The sequence below is a fragment of the Micromonospora sp. C41 genome, assembly GCF_018070485.1.
Classification (GTDB): domain Bacteria; phylum Actinomycetota; class Actinomycetes; order Mycobacteriales; family Micromonosporaceae; genus Micromonospora; species Micromonospora chalcea.
The window spans coordinates 62,582-82,321 of sequence record NZ_JAGPXP010000007.1; the positions used below are offsets into that span (position 1 = coordinate 62,582).

Sequence of the window (19,740 nt, forward strand, 5' to 3'; positions counted from 1 at the left end):
GCGTCAGATTAGCTCCCGAACCATCAGGGCCCAAACTATTTCTGAGAATCTCCTCAGCCGCGGTCGGCGCGGGCGCGCGGAGGCTCGTCCGGGGCGGTGGCGACGTACTCGCGCATCACCTCGGTGACCTCGCGCAGGAACGCTGTGGTGGCCTCGGCCTGCTCGGGGGTGAGCCGGGAGACGGCCCGGTCGACGCCGACGAGCATCGGGCGCAGCGCCTCCAGCACCTCACCCACGCCGCTCTCGGTCACCTGGAGGCTGAGCCGACGCCGGTCGTGCGGGTGCGGGGCCCGGGCGACGTGACCGGCCTGCACCAGCCGGTCCACGAGCGTGGTCGCCGAGGCGGACCGGATGCCGAGCCGGTTGCCCAGTTCGACCGGGCCCAGTGGCTCCGGGCTGGAGATCAGGTGATGGATCGCGGCGGCGTCGGTCGAGTTGAGGCCCAGGCGGCGGGCCAGCGCGGCCCGGGTGTCACCGGCGATCCGCAGCACCTCGCGCAGCGCCCGGGAGGTCTCGCTGCTCGGCGGCGGACCCGGTGCGGGCTCCCCGGTTGACGGCACCCCCTCCATGGGATAAAGCTAGCACTTCGGGTAGCTAGAAAATCTAGCTAAAGGGAGGGCACCATGCGCGGCGACGGGCGCGGACGCTGGTTCGGGCTGCTGGCCATCAGCCTCGGCGTAGCGATGATCATCGTGGACGCCACCATCGTGAACGTCGCGGTGCCGCAGATCATCCGGGACCTCGACATCACCTCCACCGACGCGCAGTGGGTGCAGGAGGCGTACACCCTGGTCTTCGCCGCGTTGCTGCTGGTCGCCGGCCGCTTCGCCGACCGGTCCGGACGGCGGCGGATGTTTCTCGTCGGCGTCACAGTGTTCGTGGTCGCCAGCGTCCTCGCCGCGCTCGCCGGCTCCGGCGAGACGCTCATCGCCGCCCGGGTGCTCCAGGGCGTCGGCGGGGCGATGATGCTGCCCACCTCGCTCTCCCTGCTCAACGCCAACTTCACCGGCCGGGAGAAGGGCATCGCGTTCGCCGTCTGGGGCTCCACCATCGGTGGCGCGGCAGCGCTCGGGCCGCTGCTCGGCGGCTGGCTCACCACCACGTACTCCTGGCGGTGGGCCTTCGGCATCAACGTCCCGGTCAGCCTCGCCGTGATCGTGGCGACGCTCGTGCTGGTGGCCGAGTCCCGCGACGACCGGGCCGAACGCGGCCTGGACCTCACCGGCGCGCTGCTCTCCGTGATCGGCATGACCGGCGTGGTCTTCGCGCTGATCGAGGGCCGCACCTACGGCTGGTGGGAGCGGGAACGGCCGTTCAGCCTCTTCGGGCTGGAGTGGACCGCGTCGATCTCACCGGTGCCGGTGGCCGCGCTCCTCGGGCTCGCCGCGCTCGGGCTCTTCCTGACCCAGCAGGTACGCCGCAACCGGGCCGGCCGTCCGGCACTGCTCGACCTGTCGCTGTTCGGCATCGGCTCGTTCCGCAACGGCATCCTGGCCGCCGCGATCGTCAGCCTGGGCGAGTTCGGCCTGCTGTTCGCGCTGCCGCTGTGGTTCCAGAACGTGCTCGGCTACAGCGCCTTCCGGACCGGCCTGGCGCTGCTGCCGCTCGCCGTCGGCAGCTTCCTGGCCAGCGGCATCGGCGCGCCGCTGACTCAGCGCTGGGGCGCGGCCCGGGTGGTCCAGCTCGGTGTCGCCGCCGAACTGGTCGGCGTGGCCGGGCTCGGATTCGTGGTCGCGCCGGACACCAGCTGGTGGGCGCCGGTGGGCTTCCTGTTCGTCTACGGCGTCGGCGTCGGCCTGGCCACCGCCCAGCTCACCGGCGTCTCGCTGTCCGAGGTGCCGGTACGCCGCAGCGGCCAGGGCTCGGGCCTGCAGAGCACCGCCCGGCAGGTCGGCTCCGCGCTCGGCATCGCGGTCCTCGGCACCGTGCTCTTCGCCGGCCTCGGCGGGCTGCTCGGCGACCGCCTGGCCGACCAGCCCGGACTCGACCCGGCCCAGCGGGACCAGGTGGTCAGCGCGGTCAAGGAGAGCGCCGGCGCGGCGATCGGCGGGCTGGAGGCGGACCCGCGTACCGCGCCGATCGCCGAGGAGGCGAAGGCGGCGTTCTCCGACGCCACCCGGTACGCGGCGTTCGCGGGCGCCGGCTTCCTGCTGATCGGTCTGGTCGCCTGCCTGCGCCTGCCGACAGTTCGCCACGGGGAGACCGGGGAGTCCCAGCCCGCCGAAGCGGAGCCGTCCCGGGCCTGAGCCGGGTTCCGCCGGTCGGCGTGGGCGGGCGGGGTCGCCGGGCCCGCGGCGGGTCATCCGCCGAGGGTCACCGCCAGCGCCGCGGCCACGAAGACGACCTGGAGCACGGTACGGACGCCGAGCGGCGTCACCGGGCGCCCGGCGAGCATGAGGCGTCGCCGTGCGGCTGACACGTTGGCCGGGAACATGGCGAGCATCAGCAGTGCCAGCCCGGCCGCCGCCGGGCGCGCGGTGGCCGGGAACAGCAGCGCGAGCGCGCCGGCCAGTTCCAGTACGCCGGTGACGGTGACCAGCAAGGCCGGCCGGGGCAGCGACGGCGGGACCATCGCGATGAGGCCGGCGCGGCGGGACACGAAGTGGGCCACGCCGGTCAGCACGAACATCAGCGCCAGCCCCACTCGCAGCGCGGGGTGCCACCCGTCCAGGGCGTCCACGCCGAGCAGGCCGGCTATCCGGGCCAGCGCGGTGCCGGCGAGCAGTGCGATCAGGGGTGCCATTGTCGATCCCTCCGACGAAAATCTTGTCGCTGACAAGATTGCGGCGATGGTGCCATCTTGTCAATGACAAGTTAGGGTGACTGCATGGCCTCGTACCACCACGGCGACCTCCGCCGCGTCCTGCTGAGCACCGCCGCCGAGGCGATCGCCGAGTCCGGACCGGCCGCGCTGAGCCTGCGTGAGCTGGCTCGGCGCGCCGGGGTCTCGCACGCCGCGCCGGCGCACCACTTCGGCGACAAGGCCGGGCTGCTCACCGCGTTCGCCACCCAGGGCTTCGACCTGCTCGCCGACGCGTTGCGGCAGGCCGGGGACGACCTGCTCGACACCGGCGTGGCCTACGTCGGGTTCGCGGTGCGGCACCGGGCGCACTTCGACGTCATGTTCCGGCCCGAGCTGTACCGGGCCGACGACCCGGAGCTGGTCGCCGCCCGCGCCCGCTCCGGCGACGTGCTGCGCGAGGGGGTGGCCCGGCACACCGGGCGGGAGCCGGACGCCGACGCGCTCGCCGCCTGGTCGATCGTGCACGGCTTCGCCACGCTCTGGCTCTCCGGCGCGCTGCCGCCACGGGTGGGCGACGACCCGGAGGCTGCCGCCCGTACCGTGATCAGGCGGTTGTTCGACTGAGCGGGACCGAACGTCACCAGCTCGTCGGCAGCGGCATCCCCTCGGTGTAGCCGGCGGCGCTCTGCACACCGACGAGCGCCCGCTCGTGGAACTCCTCCAGGCTGCGCGCACCCGCGTAGGTGAACGCGCTGCGCACCCCCGAGATGATCTCGTCGATGAGGTCCTCGACGCCGGGCCGGTTCGGGTCCAGATACATCCGGGCCGAGGAGATGCCCTCCTCGAAGATCGCCTTCCGGGCCCTGTCGAACGCGCTGTCCTCGGCCGTACGGGCGCTCACCGCACGCGAGGACGCCATGCCGAAGCTCTCCTTGTAGCGCCGCCCGTCGGCATCGGTGTAGAGGTCGCCGGGGGACTCGTAGGTGCCGGCGAACCAGGAGCCGATCATCACGTTCGACGCGCCCGCGGCCAGCGCCAGCGCCACGTCGCGCGGGTGGCGTACGCCGCCGTCGGCCCACACGTGCCGCCCCAGCGAGCGGGCCGCCGCGGCGCAGTCGAGCACCGCGGAGAACTGCGGACGGCCCACGCCGGTCATCATCCGGGTGGTGCACATCGCGCCCGGCCCGACACCCACCTTCACGATGTCCGCACCGGCGTCGACCAGGTCACGTACGCCATCAGCGGTGACCACGTTCCCGGCCGCCACCGGCACCGGCGGGTCCAGCCGGCGGACCGCCCGCAGCGCCTGGAGCATCCGCTCCTGGTGCCCGTGCGCGGTGTCCACGACGAGCGTGTCCACCCCGGCCTCCAGCAGCGCGGCGGCCTTGCCGGTGACGTCGCCGTTGATGCCCACGGCGGCGGCGATCCGCAACCGCCCCCGGTCGTCCACCGCGGGCTTGTACAGCGTGGCGCGCAGCGCGCCCTGCCGGGTCAGCACCCCGACCAGGCGGCCGTCGCCGTCCACCACCGGCGCGATCCGCCGCCGGCCCGCCGACAGCCGGTCGAATCCGGTACGCGGGTCCGCGTCCGCCGGCACGGTGTGCAGCTCGGTCGACATCACGTGCCGGAGCTGGGCGAAGCGGTCCACCCCGACGGTGTCCGCCTCGGTCACCACGCCCATCGGCCGGCCGTCCCCGTCGACCACCACCACCGCGCCGTGCGACCGCTTCGGCAGCAGGTGGATGGCGTCGCCGACGGTGTCGGTCGGGCCGAGGGCGATCGCCGTGTCGTGCACCAGGTGCCGCTGCTTGACCCAGCCCACCACGTCGGCGACGACCTCGATCGGGATGTCCTGCGGGATCACCGCCACCGCGCCACGCCGGGCCACCGTCTCGGCCATCCGCCGGCCCGCGACGGCCGTCATGTTCGCCACCACGAGTGGGATCGTGGTGCCGGTCCCGTCGGTGGTGGCCAGGTCGACGTCGAGCCGGGAGCCCACCTCGGACCGGTTGGGCGCCATGAAGACGTCGTTGTAGGTCAGGTCGTGCGCGGGGACCGCGCCGTGAAGGAACCGCACCCGGCCATCATTCCCGCCCGAGCCCGTGCCCGCCCCCGGTGGTGGCTCACACCACCCGGCCTCGCGCTGTTAAGAAGGGGCCCCTTCACTACCTCAGGCGTTAAGAAGGGGCCCTTCCTTACACCTCAGGCGATGGTGCAGATCGCGGCGCCGGACGTGATCACCGCGCCGACCTCGGCGGCGAGCCCGCTGACCGTGCCGGCCTTGTGCGCGTGCAGCGGCTGCTCCATCTTCATCGCCTCCAGCACCACGACCAGGTCGCCCTCGGCCACCTCGTCGCCGTCGGCGACCGCGATCTTCACGATCGTGCCCTGCATCGGCGAGGTGAGCGTGTCGCCGCTGACCGCGGCACCCGCCTTGCCTCCGCCGCCCCGGCGGGCCGGCTTCTTCGCGGCGGGCGCGGCTGCCGCCGTACCCGCGCCGAGCCCGGCGGGGAGGACGACCTCCAGCCGCTTGCCGCCCACCTCGACCACGACGGTCTCGCGCTCGGCCGGCTCGTCGGCGGCGCCGGCGGCGGCGGTGAACGCCGGTACGGTGTTGTCCCACTCGGTCTCGATCCACCGGGTGTGCACGGTGAACGGTTCGGCGGTGAACGCCTCGTCGCGGATCACCAGGCGGTGGAAGGGCAGCGCGGTGGCCATGCCGTCGACCACCATCTCGTCGAGCGCCCGGCGGGCCCGCTCCAGCGCCTCGGCGCGCGTCTCGCCGACGATGATCACCTTGGCGAGCAGCGAGTCGAAGTTGCCGCCGATCACGTCGCCGGCCGAGATGCCGGTGTCCACCCGCACGCCCGGCCCGGAGGGCAGGCGCAGCGCGGTGACGGTGCCCGGGGCGGGCAGGAAGTTGCGGCCCGGGTCCTCGCCGTTGATCCGGAACTCGATGGCGTGTCCGCGCGGCGTCGGGTCCTCGGTGAAGCGCAGCTTCTCCCCGTCGGCGATGCGGAACTGCTCGCGTACCAGGTCGATGCCGGCGGTCTCCTCGGTCACCGGGTGCTCGACCTGGAGCCGGGTGTTGACCTCCAGGAAGGAGATCGTGCCGTCCGCGCCGACCAGGTATTCCACGGTGCCGGCGCCGTGATAGCCGGCCTCGCGGCAGATGGCCTTGGCGCTGTCGTGGATCTGGGCGCGCTGGGCGTCGGTGAGGAACGGCGCGGGCGCCTCCTCGACCAGCTTCTGGTGCCGGCGCTGCAACGAGCAGTCCCGGGTGCCCACCACGATCACGTTGCCGTGCTGGTCGGCCAGCACCTGCGCCTCGACGTGGCGCGGCTTGTCGAGGTAGCGCTCGACGAAGCACTCGCCCCGGCCGAACGCGGCGACCGCCTCGCGGGTGGCCGACTCGAACAGGTGCGGGATCTCCTCCATGGTGCGGGCGACCTTGAGGCCGCGCCCGCCACCGCCGAAGGCGGCCTTGATGGCGACCGGCAGGCCGTGGTCGACGGCGAACGCCATCACCTCGTCCGCGTTGCCCACCGGGTCCGGGGTGCCGGGCACCAGCGGCGCGCCGGCCCGCTGCGCGATGTGCCGGGCGGTCACCTTGTCGCCGAGGTCGCGGATCGCCTGCGGGGTGGGGCCGATCCAGGTGAGCCCGGCGTCGATGACGGCCTGGGCGAAGTCGGCGTTCTCGGAGAGGAAGCCGTAGCCGGGGTGCACCGCGTCCGCGCCGGACCGGGCCGCCACGTCGATCAGCTTGTCGATGCGCAGGTAGCTGTCCGCGGCGGTGTCGCCGCCGAGCGCGTACGCCTCGTCGGCGAGCGTGGCGTGCAGGGCGTCCCGGTCCGAGTCCGCGTAGACGGCGACGCTCGCCAGGCCGGCGTCGCGACAGGCGCGAATGACGCGGACGGCGATCTCGCCGCGGTTGGCGATGAGAACCTTGCGCACCTTGAGGCTCCTCCCGGGAGGTCGTTGCCGGGAGTTTAGCGGCCTACCTGCGGAGCCTAACGATCGCTCAGTGTGGGATGCGGCACTGTAGTCAAATTTGCCTATTACGCTTGTCCGGTGTCGGCAACGAGGATGATGATTCTGGGCCTGGTCCGGTGGATGCAGCCGGTGCACGGCTACGACGTGCGCCGTGAGCTGCTGAGCTGGAGCGCGGACAAGTGGGCCAACGTGCAGCCCGGCTCGATCTACCACGCGCTGCGCAAACTCACCGACGAGGGCCTGCTGCGGACCGTCTCGATCGAGCAGGTGGGCGCCCGCCCGGCCCGCACCACGTACGAGGTGACGGCGAAGGGGGAGGACGAGTTCGAGACGCTGCTGCGCGCGCAGTGGTGGCAGGTGCAGGAGCCGCCGGACCCGTTCGTGGCGGCGTTCTCCTTCCTGCCGGCGATGCCGCGCGAGGAGGCCGCGGCGGCGCTGCGCAACCGGGCGAACCTCCTTCGCGCCGGGGTCGAGTCGATGCGCGCCTCGCTCGACTCGGACTGGGTACGCACCCGCAAGCCGGTGCACGTCGGGTGGATGTTCGAGCTGTGGCTGGCCCGCGCCGAGGCGGAGACGGCGTGGTGCGAGCGGATCGCGGAGCGGATCGAGTCGGGAGTGTCGTACCTGCCCGATGGGATGGAGCGGGCCGAGGGCTGGTCGGGCTGGACCGACGGCTCCCGATGACACGACATAATCAACGTTGACCAAAGAAGCTATATCGCGTTAGCCTCGGCAGGAATCGCGGGGGATTCGTGCGTCCTCGCGGACGATCGGCGGCCGGTCAGGCCCGCCCGGACGACCAGGAGCAGAAATGATCGAGACCAGGGGGTTGCGGAAGTCGTACCGCTCCCGCGAGGGTCGCGAGACGAAGACCGTGGACGCCGTCCGCGGCGTCAACCTCGACGTCGCCGAGGGGGAGATCTTCGGCTTCCTCGGGCCCAACGGCGCCGGCAAGACCACCACGCTGCGGATGCTCGCCACGCTCATCGAGCCGGACGGCGGCCAGGCCACCGTGGCCGGCGCCGACCTGCGCAAGGACCCGGCCGAGGTGCGCCGCCGGATCGGGTACGTGGCCCAGGGCGGCAGCACCTGGGACGAGTCGAGCGCCCGCGAGGAGCTGGTGCTCCAGGCCCGCCTCTACGGCATCAGCAAGGCCGAGGCGCACCGACGCGCCGAGCGCGCGCTCGAAGCCTTCCAGCTCACCGAGTACGCCGACCGCAAGTGCAAGACCTACTCCGGCGGCCAGCGCCGGCGGGTCGAGATCGCGCTCGGCATCATCCACGAGCCGAAGATCGTCTTCCTGGACGAGCCGACCACCGGCCTCGACCCGCAGAGCCGCGCGCACATGTGGGACGAGATCCGCCGGCTGCGTACCGAGGGGATGACCGTCTTCATCACCACGCACTACCTGGACGAGGCGGACGCGCTCTGCGACCGCATCGCGATCATGGATCACGGCGAGATCGTCGCCGAGGGCACGCCGGCCGAGCTGAAGCGGGAGATCTCCGGCGAGGTGTTGATCGTCGGACTGGACGCCCCGAGCACCCCGCGCGCCGCCGAACTGCTCGACACCGAGGCGTACGTGAGCAAGCTGGAGACCGTCGACGAGGGCGGCCTGCGCCTCTACGTCGACGAGGGCGCCACCGCCATCCCGCAGGTGTTGCGCCGCCTCGACCACGCCGGGCTGGACCTGCGCTCGATCGAGCTGCACCGGCCCAGCCTCGACGACGTCTTCCTCACCAAGACCGGCCGCTCGCTGCGCGAGTCCTGACCCCCGGAGAAGCTGTCATGAAACTCGCCCGCGACACCTGGCTGATCTTCCAGCGCCAGACGCAACTGCTGCTGCGCAACCCGGTGTGGATCTTCGTCGGCGTCTTCCAGCCGGTGATGTACCTGCTCCTGTTCGCCCCGCTGCTCAAGCCCGCGCTGAACGCCCCGACGCAGGCCGCCGCGTACAAGATCTTCGTGCCCGGCCTGCTCGTGCTGCTGGCCATCTTCGGCGGCCTGTTCCAGGGCTTCGGCCTGATCGCCGAACTGCGCGCCGGCGTGATCGAACGCTCCCGGGTCACCCCGGTCAGCCGGCTCGCGCTGCTGCTCGGCCGGTCCCTGCGTGACGTGGTCTCGCTGATCGCGCAGGCGATCATCATCACGCTGCTGGCGCTCGCGTTCGACCTGCGCGTCTTCATCGGCAACCTGCTCCTGGCGTACCTGATGCTCGCCCTCATCGCGCTGATGACCTCGGCCGTCTCGTACGGCATCGCGCTCAAGGTCAAGAGCGAGGACGCGCTCGCCCCGCTCATGAACACCGTCGCGCAGCCGGTCCTGCTGCTCTCCGGCATCCTGCTGCCGCTCACCTTCGCCCCCGGCTGGCTCCAGGGCGTGGCCAAGTGGAACCCGTTCTCCTGGGCGGTCGAGGGCACGCGCGCGCTGTTCAACGGCGACCTCGGCAACGACCGCGTCTGGCAGGGCCTCGGCATCATCGCGGTGCTCGCCGCCGCAGGCGTTTTCTGGGCCGCCCGCCAGTTCGCCCGCAGTGTCCGCTGACCAGGGGAGACGTACCTCTCAGGAGGCAGGGGGCACCGGCGCCACGCGCGTAGCGTGGGCCGGTGCCCCGCCTCACCCGTGACCGGATCACCTGGCTGACCTACGCCCAGCTCGGTCTCTGGGGCTTCTTCCTCTACGGATTCGGCCCGGTCGTACCGCTGCTCCGCGACGAACAGGGCACCAGCGCCGCCGTCGCCGGCCTGCACAGCACCGGCATCGCCGTCGGCGCGCTTGCCGGCGGAGCGCTGTTCGCCCCGATCGCCCGCCGCCTCGGCCGCGGCCCCGCCATCTGGCTCGGCCTCGCCGGCGTCGCCGCCGGCGTCACCGCGCTCGGCCTGCTCCGCCCGCTACCGGCCACGCTCGCCGCCGTCGCGGTCATCGCCACCTTCGGCATGATGATCGTCAGTGGCGTCAGCGTGGTGCTCACCGCCCGGCACGGACCCGCCGCCCCCGCCGCGCTCACCGAGGCCAACGCCGCGTGCGCCGGCATGGGCATCCTGGCGCCGCTGACCATCGGCGCCAGCGTCGACGCCGGCCTCGGCTGGCGACCGCTGATGGCCGTCGAGGTCGGGCTGATCACGCTTGTCGCGCTCGCGGCTCTGACCTTCCGGGTACGCGGGCCGAACCGCGCCCCCGCTGTCGCGGCTGCCGGCACACCGGTCCCCGTGGCCGCATCCACCCGGGTGCCCGCCATCCCCACGTCCGGGGTGGCCGAGGCCGCCGCGCCCGCTCCGGCAGTCCCCGCCGTCGGCGCATCCGACGCCGCCGTGCCCGCTTCGGGCGCTCCCGTCACCGTGTCGTCCGGGGGCGCCGCGCCTGTGCCCGCTTCGGCCGTGCCCGCGCCGGGGATGCCGGCGTCGGAGGTGCCCGCCTCCGGGGTGCGTGGGGCAGCGGGGCGGCTGCCGCGTGCGTACTGGATCGCCTGGGTTCTGATGTCCGTCACCGGGTCGATCGAGGTCTGCCTGTCGCTCTGGACCGCCGACGTGCTGCGGACCCACGCCGGGCTGAGCGCGGGCGGGGCGTCGGCGGCGGTGGCCGCGATCGTCTGCGGCATGTTCGCCGGCCGGATCGCCGGTGGCCGGGCCGCGCTGCGCTGGCCGCCGGTGCCGCTGCTGCTCGGCGCGCTCACCGTCTCGCTGGCCGGGTTCGCGCTGTTCTGGGGCAGTACGGTCGGCTGGCTCGCCGTCACCGGCCTGGTCGTGCTCGGCCTGGGCAACGCGCTGCACTACCCGCTGGCGATCTCCATCGCGCTCGCAGTCGCCGGTCCGGCCGCCGACAAGGCGGCGGGCTGGTCGGCGTACTCGATGGGTGTGGGTTTCGGGATCGCGCCGGTCGCGCTCGGGTGGGTGGCCGACGGCGCCGGCCCGCATCCGGCGTTCCTGCTGCTGCCCGCGTTCATCGCGGTGGCGGTGCTGCTGACGGTGCGGCTGGGGCGTGCCTTGCCTGCGCCGGTCCGCGCGACTTGATCGACTCCGTTTCGGCGAGGTGGCGGTATCCGGTGTTCAGGGTTGCCGCCACTTCGGCGAGGTTGTGTTCGGGCCGGCTCAGAGCACTCGGGCGAGTGTGACGCCGTCGGCGATCGGCAGCATGACCGCCTCGACGCGCACGTCCGCGATCACCGCGTCGTTGAAGGCGGCGATCGCCCGGTCGTCGGCGTTTCGCGGGGCGAGCACCCGGCCGTCGCGCAGCGTGTTGTCGACGGCGACCACCGCGCCGGGGCGCATGCGCGGCACCAGCTCGTCCCAGTAGACCGGGTAGCCGACCTTGTCCGCGTCGATGAACGCGAAGTCCAGGTAACGCTCGCGGGGCAGCTCGCGCAGCGTCTGGGCGGCCGGGCCGATGCGCAGCTCGATCCGGTCCTGCACACCGGCGCGCTCCCAGTAGCGCCGGGCCACGCCCGTGTACTCCTCGGAGATGTCGAAGCAGGTCAGCCGCCCGCCATCGGCGAGCCCCCGGGCGATCGCCAGCGAGGAGAGGCCGGTGAACGTGCCCACCTCGACCGCCTGCCGTACGCCGAGCAGCCGGGTCAGGAACGTCAGGAACGCCGCCTGCTCCGGCGCGACCTGCATGACCGCCTCGGCGGGCAGGGCCGCCCGGGTCTCCTCGGCCAGCTCCCGGACGATCTCGTCCGGCGCGGACCCGTGGGCCACCAGGTAGGCGTGCAGTTCCGGGGTGAGCGGCAGAGGCTTCGTGGTCATGTCCGGACGTTAGCCGAGATGCTCGATCTCCTGGCCCCCGGGCGCGACCTTCGTCCACAGGTCGACGATGCTCAGCTCCACCTCGGCGAGCAGCCGGCGCAGCAACGGCAGGGACAACCCCACCACTGTGCCCGGGTCACCCTCGATCCCGGTCAGGAACGCGCCGCCCAGCCCGTCGATGGTGAACGCGCCGGCAACGGCCAGCGGCTCGCCCGTCGCCACGTACGCGGCGATCTCCTCGTCGCTGATGTCGGCGAAATGCACAGTGGTCGACGCGACGGCCTCGGCCCGCGACTCGTGCGTCACGTCGATCAGACTGTGCCCGGTGTGCAGGACACCGCTGCGCCCGCGCATCCGCTGCCACCGCCGGGTGGCGTCCGCCGCGTCATCAGGCTTGCCGAGGATCTCACCGTCGAAGGCCAGCACCGAGTCACAGCCGAGCACGAGAGTGCGCTCGTCCGGCGACGGCCGCAGCCGATCGCGTACGGCCTGCGCCTTCAACCGGGCCAACTCCAGACACAGATCCTCGGCGCGCTCGCTGACCACCTGCGACTCGTCCACGCCGCTGACCAGCACGTCGGGCTCGATGCCAGCGGCCTGGAGCAACTTGCGGCGGGCGGGAGACTGCGAGGCGAGCACGAGGCGCACCGGTACGGAGGTCGACACCCCGCCGACGCTACCGGCTGACCCTCGGCGGCGGGTCGTCGGCACGTCGGCGCCGACGCCAGAACAGGTATCCGCCGCCCGCCGCCACCAGCACACCCAGGGTGGCGAGCCCGCGTACGGTCGCGCTGCTGTCGTCGCCCTTTTCCGGGGCTGCCTTCGCCGATGCCGGTGGGGTGACGTTCGAGGACTCGAAGCCGAGCGGGGGGACGTCGGCGGTGAGCGCCGCTACCAGGTCGATGACGCCGTAGCCGTACTGGTCGTCGCGGCCTGGTGGTCCCTTGTCGACGGCGGTGGCGGTCAGCCGGTGGGCGACTTCCTGCGCGGGGAGGTTGGGGTACTTGGAGCGGATCAGGGCAGCAGCGCCGGCAACAATCGCGGTAGCACTGGATGTCCCCGTGCCCTTCGAATATTTGCCGCCGTAGCTGGTGCTGTAGATATCAACGGCTGGGGCAGCGACCTCGATCTTGGATCCTGTGACGGAAATTTGGGCGTGGTTCCCGGCCTGATCGGTCCCGCCTACGGCGATCACACCTTCCTCTGCAGCTGGATAGCCGATCGTCGCAGCTTCCGGGAGGTTGCCGACGCCTGCGATAACGACTATGTCTGCAGCGAGTGCGCTCTTTACTGATCGAATCAGCCTCTCGCTCGCGACGCCGGCGCTCGAGATGCTTATGACTCCGGCATGCTGCGTGACTGCATAATCTATTGCCTCGGCGAGCTTGTCCGCCTCGCCATAGTTGTCCGAGGTGGAGGAGATTATTGGGAGAACCTTGGCTTCCGGTGCTATGCCGAGTGCGCCGATTTCCCTGCCAGATCCGTGGGCGGCGATAAGTCCCGCCATGGCGGTTCCGTGACTGTTCGCGTCGCGCAAACCATCGCCGCTTCCCGTCAGAACATTCCTTCCTTCAAGCAGGTTTTGGGAGAGGTCCGGATGAGGGTCAACTCCAGTGTCGGGGACGGCTACCAGTACCCCGGCTCCGCGAGAGATCTTATGAGCTTCATTCACCCTGAGGAAGTCCAGATGCCACTGATCTTTCCGGACTCGCAATGCATCCTCTGGCGCGGCTGGCTGCGCTGCTTGGGCTGAGATGAAGCTGACGACGGCCAAAATCGAGAGGGCGATGCGCATGTTGAATCAGTCAGCGATCTCGCCCGATGGCTGGTCCCGGATCGATCGGACCATCATCGGTCGGAGGTAGCACCACTGGACTAACCCCCTTGTCGGTCTCCCAGGGGTTGTCTTGATCCCATGGTCGAGAAACTCCACTCGTCTCGTCCCGACGACCGGGTCGGTTAGTCGTGGAGGGGTAGCCGCCGAGAGGTGATCCGCCCATCGGGCCCATCACGGGGTTTCTTCCAATCCCGGGACGCGATCCAGCATTGCCGGCGGGCGCGGTACCCGCGCCGCCACCTCCTATGACACCGCCGACGGGATTTACCCTGCGCGGGGTGGTATTCGGAGAAGACGGCTGGACGAGACCCGGGCCGAATGGTTGACCGATCAACCCGTTCGGCTGCGTGCGAGGGAGGAAGTTCTTCGGCGCCTCGCCTGAAACCGGGCTGCCAGTGAAGGGGTGAGGTCGAGCATCTCGCGGAGGCGGGCTAGCACCTAGAGCGCCAGGAACGGTTGGGGGAAGGGGAGTCGCACTCGGCAACGATGGGGGAGTCGATGAAACGTTTGGTGTGGTGATGCTTGGAGGAGGCGTCAAGGTGGAACCGGCGCCGCCAAGGATTGGTCCGACGCCCACGGTGGGGGGATTTTGTGGTCCTTGGCCGGAGGTGCCGCCGAGCGGCGCTGGCTTTGACCTTGGGCCTGGACTTGTGACAGTAACCGGAACGATTGGTGGAATAACTGGTGCTGCCCCGCTGGCCCCGTAGACATCTGGGTTATTCGTCTCGATGCCAGGCCGAGGAGCAGCCGGCGGGCGCTGGAGCATGACCTGGGCGTGCTGCAGCTCGCCGCTCAACCCCGTCATCAACCCGCGCGCCCGTACGTTCAACTGCTCCAAGTCGTCGTCCGTGACCGGGGGCCGTTCCGGCAACCGGCTACCCGCCACCGCCTTCGGGTCGGCGATCGTCGCCTCGTACGCCCGCTTCTGCCGCAGCCTCTTCTCGTACTCCTCGTGCAGGGGTTGCAGCTCGGCCCGCGCGCTGCCGATGGCGCGGGTGGCGGCGGCGAGCGCGTCGTAGTTCGCGGCGGCGGCGTCGTGGGTGCGCTGCACGCGGTCGATGAGCTGGTCGAGTTCGGCGATGTACGCCCGCGCGGCGGCGTTGGTCTCGGGCGGCCAGGCCTCGGCGAGGCCGCGGCGGTATTCCCGCAGCCGACTCAGGTGGGTCAGCGCGAGGTCACAGACCTTGCGCCAACCGGCGACCTGCTTCCACTGGCCGGCGGTGTCCTGGTCCTGGAGGCACGCCCACATGCTGAGGACGTCCATCAGCCGCCAGTCGGTCAGCCCGGAGGTGCGTCCGCTGCCCCGTTCGATCACGGCAGGATCACCCGGCTCTGTTCGGGGGCGGTGGGGTCGGCCAGTGGCGGCAGCGGGCGGGCGACGGTGCTCGACGGCCCGGCGAGTGCCCGTTCGACGTCGGTGACCCGTGCGGAGGAGAACGCGTCGGCGTCGCCGTAGTGGTTGGCGATCCGGCCGGCGGCGTCGGCGAGCCGGCCGGTGGCGGGTGCCAGGTCCCACACGGCGCTGACCGCTGCCGTCTGGGTGTCGTGGTGGGCCTGGAGGAAATGGACCAGCTCGATGAAGGCGTCGGCCGGGTTCGGCACCGGGGCCTTCATGTCGTCGGCGATGTACGACAAATGCGGCGAGTAGTTGCGCGTCACCTCGTCCTGGAGGCGGTCGGCGAACTCCCGCATCTGTCGGATGTCGGCCTCGATGCCGCCGTAGCCGCGCAGCCAGCCGGCTGGCTGGTTGTCCTCCGGGATCATCGGAGCCTCCTGCCCGTCACCACACGGTTTCCCTGAGTGAGGTTAGTGGCTCAACGTGGATCCCGGCAGCCCCGCCCGGCGCCGCGGGTGGAACCAGACGTCAGCGGGGCAGGCCGGAGGCCCGCCACGCGCCGGCGCCGGCGACCGGGCCGGCGAGGGCGGGACGTGCGCTGCGCGCCCACTGCGACACGGGGGCCGGCGTGGCGGCCTGGGCCGGGCGGGTACGCACCATGATCGCGCCGACCAGAGCGGCCAGCTCCTCGGCGGTGGGCACGCCGCGGACGATCCGGAACAGCGGCTCTTCGGCAGACATGCCCCAAGGGTAACCGTCACGAATTCGACCTTCGCCGTACAGTGGCGTGCCGACGGTGTAGGCGTCGCAGCGGCCGGGTACGGTTTCTGCGATGTCGAACGCGCTCCCCCAACTCGTCGCCGACCGGTACCGGCTTATCACGCCGCTCGGTCAGGGCGGCATGGGCCGCGTCTGGAAGGCGCGGGACGAGGTGCTGCACCGGGACGTGGCCATCAAGGAACTGGTCCCGCCGCCCGGCCTCACCCCCGAGGAGCGCCGCGAGATGCGCGAGCGCTCGCTGCGGGAGGCGCGGGCGATCGCCCGGCTCAACAACGTCAACGTGGTCCGCATCTTCGACGTGCTGCGCACCGACGGCGATCCGTGGATCGTCATGGAGTACGTGGCGTCGAAGTCGTTGCAGGACACCATCGCCGAGGACGGTCCGGTCTCGTCGGCCAAGGCGGTCGAGATCGGCCTCGGCGTGCTGAACGCGCTGAAGGCCGCGCACAAGGCGGGCATCATGCACCGCGACGTCAAGCCGGGCAACGTGCTGCTCGGCGAGGACGGCCGCGTGGTGCTCACCGACTTCGGCCTGGCCACGATCCCCGGCGACCCGAACGTGACGCGCACCGGCATGGTGCTCGGTTCGCCCGCGTACATCTCGCCGGAGCGGGCGCGGGACGGCACGGCCGGGCCGGAGGCCGACCTCTGGTCGCTCGGCGCCACGCTCTACGCGGCGGTCGAGGGCAAGTCGCCGTACGCGCGTCCGTCGGCGATCGCCACGCTGGCGGCGCTCGCCACCGAGCCGCTGCCGCCGCCGCGCAACGCCGGGCCGCTCAAGCCGGTGCTCCAGGGCCTGCTGCGCAAGGACCCGGACGAGCGGATCACCGCCGAGGTGGCGGAGCGCATGCTGCGCAAGGCCGCCGGTCGCCGGGCCAAGGGCATTTCACTGCTGGACGGCGTACGCCGGCCGGGGCCGAACGGTCCGCGCGTGCCGCGCCCGCCGCTGGTGCCGGCGCCGCGCCCGGCCGACCAGGCCGAGCGCGCGGCGACCTCGGTCTCCGGGGCCGCCACCGGGGGTACGGCCGCGGCCGTCGACCCGACGGCGAAGGTGGCGGCGCCCAGCTCGGACGCCGGCCCGACGGCGAAGGTGGCTCCGCCGGCCGCCGATCCGACCACCAAGCTCGACCCGGCGCCTTCGACCGACGAGACCCGGGTGGACGACGAGGCCCCTGTCGACGGCGTCGACCCGGCGCTGGACGAGACGCGGCTCGACGGCGAGCCGGTCACCGACGCCCCGGCGCCGGTCAGCCCGGCCGTGTCCGGTTCCGCACCGGTCAGCCCGGCTCCGGTGCAGGAGGCGCAGTCGACCGGCCGGGCCACGGTGCTGCCGGTCGAGAAGTCCGCGCCCAACCGGCGCAACCTGCTGATCGGCGCGCTGGTACTGCTGCTGCTCGTCGGTCTGGTGGTGGCCGTCCCGCTGCTGAACAACGGTGACGACGGCGACGCCGGTGAGCCGACGGCCGGCACCTCCGCGTCGGCGGCGCCGCCGCCCGCGGCGAGCGAGAGCGCGTCCCCGAGCGCCCCGGCGACCAGCGCGTCGGCCAGCCCCACGCCGTCGGCCAGCCCCTCGGCGTCCGGGGCCGCGTTGCCGGCCGGCTGGCGTCTCTACACCGGCCCGAACGGCTTCAAGGTGCCGATCCCGAACGGTTTCGAGGCGCGGGTCCGCAGCGACAACGTCGTGCTCTATGAGGTCGGTGGCGCTCGGCGGGTGCTGTTCATCCAGTGGACGCCGAACCCGAAGAAGGACGCGTACGCGGACTGGAAGAGCCAGGAGTCGAGCCGGCGCAACTTCGTGCGCAACTACAAACTGGTCGGCATCACCAAGTGCGACCCCTACTTCCGCACCTGCGCCGACTGGGACTGGCTGGAGACGCGCAACGGCGACACCCGCTTCCACGTCCGCAACCGTGGTGTGGCGACCGCCAGCAACCGGGGCTTCGCGCTGCGCTGGGAGGTCCCGGCGAAGGACTGGGACGCCAACCTGGCGAACTGGGAGATCATCACCAAGGGCTTCGTGCCGGACCGTCAGAACTGACCGGGAATCCCGCCGGTCACGAAACTCGCTCGCATGGCTTTCCGTCCTCGGGGGTATGAATCCCTCCGACGACGGAAGGAGGCGCGACATGGGTTACCGACGCAGGGACACCGGCCCGCGGCTGGCACTGTGGATGCTCGTTGCGCTCGGCGACGTCGTGCTGCTCCTGATCGCCGCCGGCCTGTCCGCGCCGGTCGCGGTCCTCGGTGTGCTGACCCTCACGATCGCGGGTGTGGCGGCGTGGCGCTGGATGCGCCGGACGCCCGTGCCGGCCTCCGCGCGCCGCAGAGCCTGAGCCACGTACGACGCGACAGTGGGACCGCCTCGCACGGAGGCGGTCCCACTGTCGTAAGCCGGTGGATCAGGTGTTGTTGGCCAGGGCGATCAGCCGGCTGCGGTCACCGTTCCAGTAGTTGCGGTCCACGTTGCCGCTGATCCCGGAGACGGAGCCGGTGCTCGTGTACTGCCAGAAGCTGTAGAACGGAGCGCCGGCCGGCAGGGTGCCGGGCGAGCTGGCCCAGCGGGCGATCCACAGCGGGTGGTTGGCCCACGGGCCGCTCCAGCTGCCGGTGCACTGGTTCCACCAGCTCGTCGTGGTGTAGATGACCGCGTACCGGCCGGTGCGGGAGCGGTAGGTGTTGAGGAAGTCCTGGACCCAGTTGCGCATGCCGGTGGTGCTCAGGCCGTAGCAGTAGCCGCCGCTGTACGGGTTGCCCTCCAGGTCCAGCGCGGCGGGCAGCGTACGGCTGTCGGCCGACCAGGCGCCGCCGTTGCTGGCCAGGTAGTTGGCCTGGGTGGAACCGGCGGAGATGTTCGGCCGGGCGAAGTGGTATGCCCCGCGGATCACCCCGGCGTTGTACGCGTTGACGTAGTTCGCGTTGAAGTTCGGGTCCTTGTAGCTCGTGCCCTCGGTGGCCTTGATGAAGGCGAACTGGATGCCCGCGTTGCGCACGCTGGTCCAGTTGATGCTGCCCTGGTAACGGGAGACGTCGATCCCGGGCGTGGTCGCGGCGGCGGCCGGTCCGGCGGTCGCCACGAGGGCCACGGCCGCGGTGGCGGCGGCGGCCAGGCCGGCAGCGAGGAGCCGGCGTACGGAGAGTCTGGTACGGGCCATGGTTGCCTCCAGAGGAACGTCCGTTTATTGACGCCCATCTTTGGAGCTTAGTGCCCTAGATCGCAATAGGGAGCAAGGAAATTTTCATCGACGCCCATCGTTCGCCCAGGTGGCGCGTCGTTTGCGGATCAGCGGAGCGCGCTCGGGTCCATCGCCCAGCGGAACGGCTCGGTGACACTGAGCGTCTCACCCGCCTTGGCCACCGCGTCCTCGACGTAGTGCGCGCCGTCGAGCCGGTGCAGCCGCAGCGAGTGGCTGTCGCCGTCCTGCTCGTGCGAGCTGTAGGGCTCCAAGGGAGCTGCGCTCACCGACCTCACCTCCGCTCCGGCGCCTCGTCCGATCAGTCTCACACTCTATGAGACTCGGCCGGTCGAACGACACGGCTCGGGCCGGTAGGCTCCCCGCCCATGCCCCTGATCGACGGCCTCACCACGCTCTGGGACACGCTGACGAGCGCCCAGCCGGACCCGCCGCCGCTGCTGGTGGTGCTCACCGCCGTGGTCGCGCTCGCCGTGGTCGCCACCCGGCTGCCGTGGCGGATCGCCCGGAACGCGGTCACCATCGCGCACGAGGGCGGCCACGCGCTCGTCGCGCTGCTCACCGGCCGCCGGCTGCACGGCATCCGGCTGCACTCGGACACCTCCGGGCTGACGCTCTCCGCCGGCCGCCCCACCGGGCCCGGGATGATCCTCACGCTGCTCGCCGGGTACGTCGCGCCGTCGCTGCTCGGCCTCGGCGGCGCGTGGCTGCTGGCCGGGAACCGGATCACGCTGCTGCTGTGGCTGGCGGTGGCGCTGCTGCTCGCCATGCTGGTGATGATCCGCAACCTGTTCGGCGTGCTCTCGCTGCTTGTCACCGGCGGGGTGGTGCTCGCCGTCTCCTGGTACACCTCGCCCGAGGTGCAGGCCGCGTTCGCCTGGACGTCGGTCTGGTTCCTGCTGCTCGGCGGCGTACGACCGGTGTTCGAGCTGCACCGGCAACGCGCCCGGGGCCGGATGCCGCAGTCCGACGCCGACCAGCTCGCCCGGCTCACGCCGTTCCCGGCGCTGTTCTGGGTGGGCGTGTTCCTGCTGGTGAGCGTGGGCGCGCTGGTGGTCGGCGCGCTGCTGCTGGCCGGTCCGATCCTGGCCGACGCGGGGCTCACCGCCTGACAAGCG

General features: G+C 71.8%; 21 protein-coding genes. 10 read left to right on the forward strand and 11 right to left on the reverse strand.

Annotated elements, in window-relative coordinates; genetic code table 11:
• Positions 1-53 precede the first annotated feature (53 nt).
• Positions 54-569, reverse strand: coding sequence for a MarR family winged helix-turn-helix transcriptional regulator (locus tag KBX43_RS10295; RefSeq protein WP_064447643.1), 516 nt, complete (start codon positions 567-569; stop codon positions 54-56).
• Between the two features lie 54 nt (positions 570-623).
• Here KBX43_RS10295 and KBX43_RS10300 point away from each other — a divergent pair, with 54 nt between their 5' ends.
• Positions 624-2,246, forward strand: a complete 1,623-nt coding sequence (locus tag KBX43_RS10300) for an MFS transporter (RefSeq protein WP_113972047.1) — start codon at positions 624-626, stop codon at positions 2,244-2,246.
• Positions 2,247-2,299: 53 nt separating this feature from the next.
• Here the strand turns inward: KBX43_RS10300 and KBX43_RS10305 are convergent, their stop codons facing one another.
• Complete coding sequence (locus KBX43_RS10305; protein ID WP_113972046.1) at positions 2,300-2,743, reverse strand: DoxX family membrane protein; 444 nt, start codon at positions 2,741-2,743, stop codon at positions 2,300-2,302.
• 84 nt (positions 2,744-2,827) lie between these two features.
• On the opposite strand from KBX43_RS10305, the gene KBX43_RS10310 reads away from it, so the two are divergent.
• Positions 2,828-3,367, forward strand: a complete 540-nt coding sequence (locus KBX43_RS10310; protein WP_064447645.1) for a TetR/AcrR family transcriptional regulator — start codon at positions 2,828-2,830, stop codon at positions 3,365-3,367.
• 13 nt (positions 3,368-3,380) lie between these two features.
• Here KBX43_RS10310 and KBX43_RS10315 read toward each other — a convergent pair whose 3' ends face one another.
• Together KBX43_RS10315 and KBX43_RS10320 are read right to left on the reverse strand one after the other, a co-directional pair.
• Complete coding sequence (locus KBX43_RS10315; protein WP_043326696.1) at positions 3,381-4,820, reverse strand: GuaB1 family IMP dehydrogenase-related protein; 1,440 nt, start codon at positions 4,818-4,820, stop codon at positions 3,381-3,383.
• 125 nt (positions 4,821-4,945) lie between these two features.
• A complete protein-coding gene (locus tag KBX43_RS10320; protein ID WP_069087149.1) occupies positions 4,946-6,697 on the reverse strand; it encodes a biotin carboxylase N-terminal domain-containing protein in 1,752 nt (583 codons plus the stop codon).
• A gap of 132 nt (positions 6,698-6,829) precedes the next feature.
• On the opposite strand from KBX43_RS10320, the gene KBX43_RS10325 reads away from it, so the two are divergent.
• The 4 genes from KBX43_RS10325 to KBX43_RS10340 all read left to right on the forward strand — a co-directional run bounded on the left by KBX43_RS10325 (position 6,830) and on the right by KBX43_RS10340 (position 10,746).
• Positions 6,830-7,420: a PadR family transcriptional regulator gene (locus KBX43_RS10325; RefSeq protein ID WP_210884270.1), complete on the forward strand. Its 591-nt coding sequence runs from the start codon at positions 6,830-6,832 to the stop codon at positions 7,418-7,420.
• A gap of 127 nt (positions 7,421-7,547) precedes the next feature.
• The gene (locus KBX43_RS10330; RefSeq protein WP_210884198.1) at positions 7,548-8,507 is read left to right on the forward strand and encodes an ATP-binding cassette domain-containing protein; all 960 of its coding nucleotides are present in this window, start codon (positions 7,548-7,550) and stop codon (positions 8,505-8,507) included.
• A 17-nt stretch (positions 8,508-8,524) separates the two neighbouring features.
• Entirely contained in the window at positions 8,525-9,280 is a 756-nt protein-coding gene (locus KBX43_RS10335) for an ABC transporter permease (protein ID WP_013284036.1), read from the forward strand.
• A gap of 62 nt (positions 9,281-9,342) precedes the next feature.
• Positions 9,343-10,746, forward strand: coding sequence for a sugar MFS transporter (locus tag KBX43_RS10340; protein WP_210884200.1), 1,404 nt, complete (start codon positions 9,343-9,345; stop codon positions 10,744-10,746).
• Positions 10,747-10,824: 78 nt separating this feature from the next.
• Here the strand turns inward: KBX43_RS10340 and KBX43_RS10345 are convergent, their stop codons facing one another.
• The 3 genes from KBX43_RS10345 to KBX43_RS10355 are packed head-to-tail and all read right to left on the reverse strand — an operon-like array spanning position 10,825 to position 13,273.
• On the reverse strand, positions 10,825-11,478 hold the full coding sequence (locus KBX43_RS10345; RefSeq protein ID WP_043326681.1) for an O-methyltransferase: 654 nt from the start codon (positions 11,476-11,478) through the stop codon (positions 10,825-10,827).
• A gap of 9 nt (positions 11,479-11,487) precedes the next feature.
• Complete coding sequence (locus KBX43_RS10350) at positions 11,488-12,144, reverse strand: nucleoside triphosphate pyrophosphatase (protein ID WP_043326679.1); 657 nt, start codon at positions 12,142-12,144, stop codon at positions 11,488-11,490.
• A gap of 10 nt (positions 12,145-12,154) precedes the next feature.
• Positions 12,155-13,273 (reverse strand): S8 family serine peptidase, encoded by a 1,119-nt coding sequence (locus KBX43_RS10355; protein WP_113972044.1) that lies wholly within the window; start codon positions 13,271-13,273, stop codon positions 12,155-12,157.
• A gap of 806 nt (positions 13,274-14,079) precedes the next feature.
• On the opposite strand from KBX43_RS10355, the gene KBX43_RS32050 reads away from it, so the two are divergent.
• Entirely contained in the window at positions 14,080-14,334 is a 255-nt protein-coding gene (locus tag KBX43_RS32050) for a hypothetical protein (RefSeq protein WP_069087145.1), read from the forward strand.
• A 292-nt stretch (positions 14,335-14,626) separates the two neighbouring features.
• Here KBX43_RS32050 and KBX43_RS10365 read toward each other — a convergent pair whose 3' ends face one another.
• Together KBX43_RS10365 and KBX43_RS10370 are read right to left on the reverse strand one after the other, a co-directional pair.
• Entirely contained in the window at positions 14,627-15,079 is a 453-nt protein-coding gene (locus tag KBX43_RS10365; protein WP_113972043.1) for a hypothetical protein, read from the reverse strand.
• Positions 15,080-15,179: 100 nt separating this feature from the next.
• Positions 15,180-15,392, reverse strand: coding sequence for an acyl-CoA carboxylase subunit epsilon (locus tag KBX43_RS10370; RefSeq protein ID WP_030501250.1), 213 nt, complete (start codon positions 15,390-15,392; stop codon positions 15,180-15,182).
• Between the two features lie 91 nt (positions 15,393-15,483).
• On the opposite strand from KBX43_RS10370, the gene KBX43_RS10375 reads away from it, so the two are divergent.
• Together KBX43_RS10375 and KBX43_RS10380 are read left to right on the forward strand one after the other, a co-directional pair.
• On the forward strand, positions 15,484-17,469 hold the full coding sequence (locus KBX43_RS10375) for a serine/threonine-protein kinase (RefSeq protein ID WP_113972042.1): 1,986 nt from the start codon (positions 15,484-15,486) through the stop codon (positions 17,467-17,469).
• Positions 17,470-17,557: 88 nt separating this feature from the next.
• Positions 17,558-17,764 carry a hypothetical protein gene (locus KBX43_RS10380; protein WP_043326669.1) on the forward strand — a complete coding sequence of 69 codons (207 nt, stop codon included), beginning with the start codon at positions 17,558-17,560 and terminating at the stop codon, positions 17,762-17,764.
• A 66-nt stretch (positions 17,765-17,830) separates the two neighbouring features.
• Here the strand turns inward: KBX43_RS10380 and KBX43_RS10385 are convergent, their stop codons facing one another.
• Positions 17,831-18,583 (reverse strand): GH25 family lysozyme, encoded by a 753-nt coding sequence (locus tag KBX43_RS10385; protein ID WP_043326667.1) that lies wholly within the window; start codon positions 18,581-18,583, stop codon positions 17,831-17,833.
• Between the two features lie 128 nt (positions 18,584-18,711).
• The gene (locus tag KBX43_RS10390; protein ID WP_233514584.1) at positions 18,712-18,891 is read right to left on the reverse strand and encodes a hypothetical protein; all 180 of its coding nucleotides are present in this window, start codon (positions 18,889-18,891) and stop codon (positions 18,712-18,714) included.
• A 99-nt stretch (positions 18,892-18,990) separates the two neighbouring features.
• On the opposite strand from KBX43_RS10390, the gene KBX43_RS10395 reads away from it, so the two are divergent.
• Positions 18,991-19,734, forward strand: a complete 744-nt coding sequence (locus KBX43_RS10395) for a M50 family metallopeptidase (protein ID WP_069087140.1) — start codon at positions 18,991-18,993, stop codon at positions 19,732-19,734.
• The last annotated feature ends 6 nt before the right edge of the window (positions 19,735-19,740 follow it).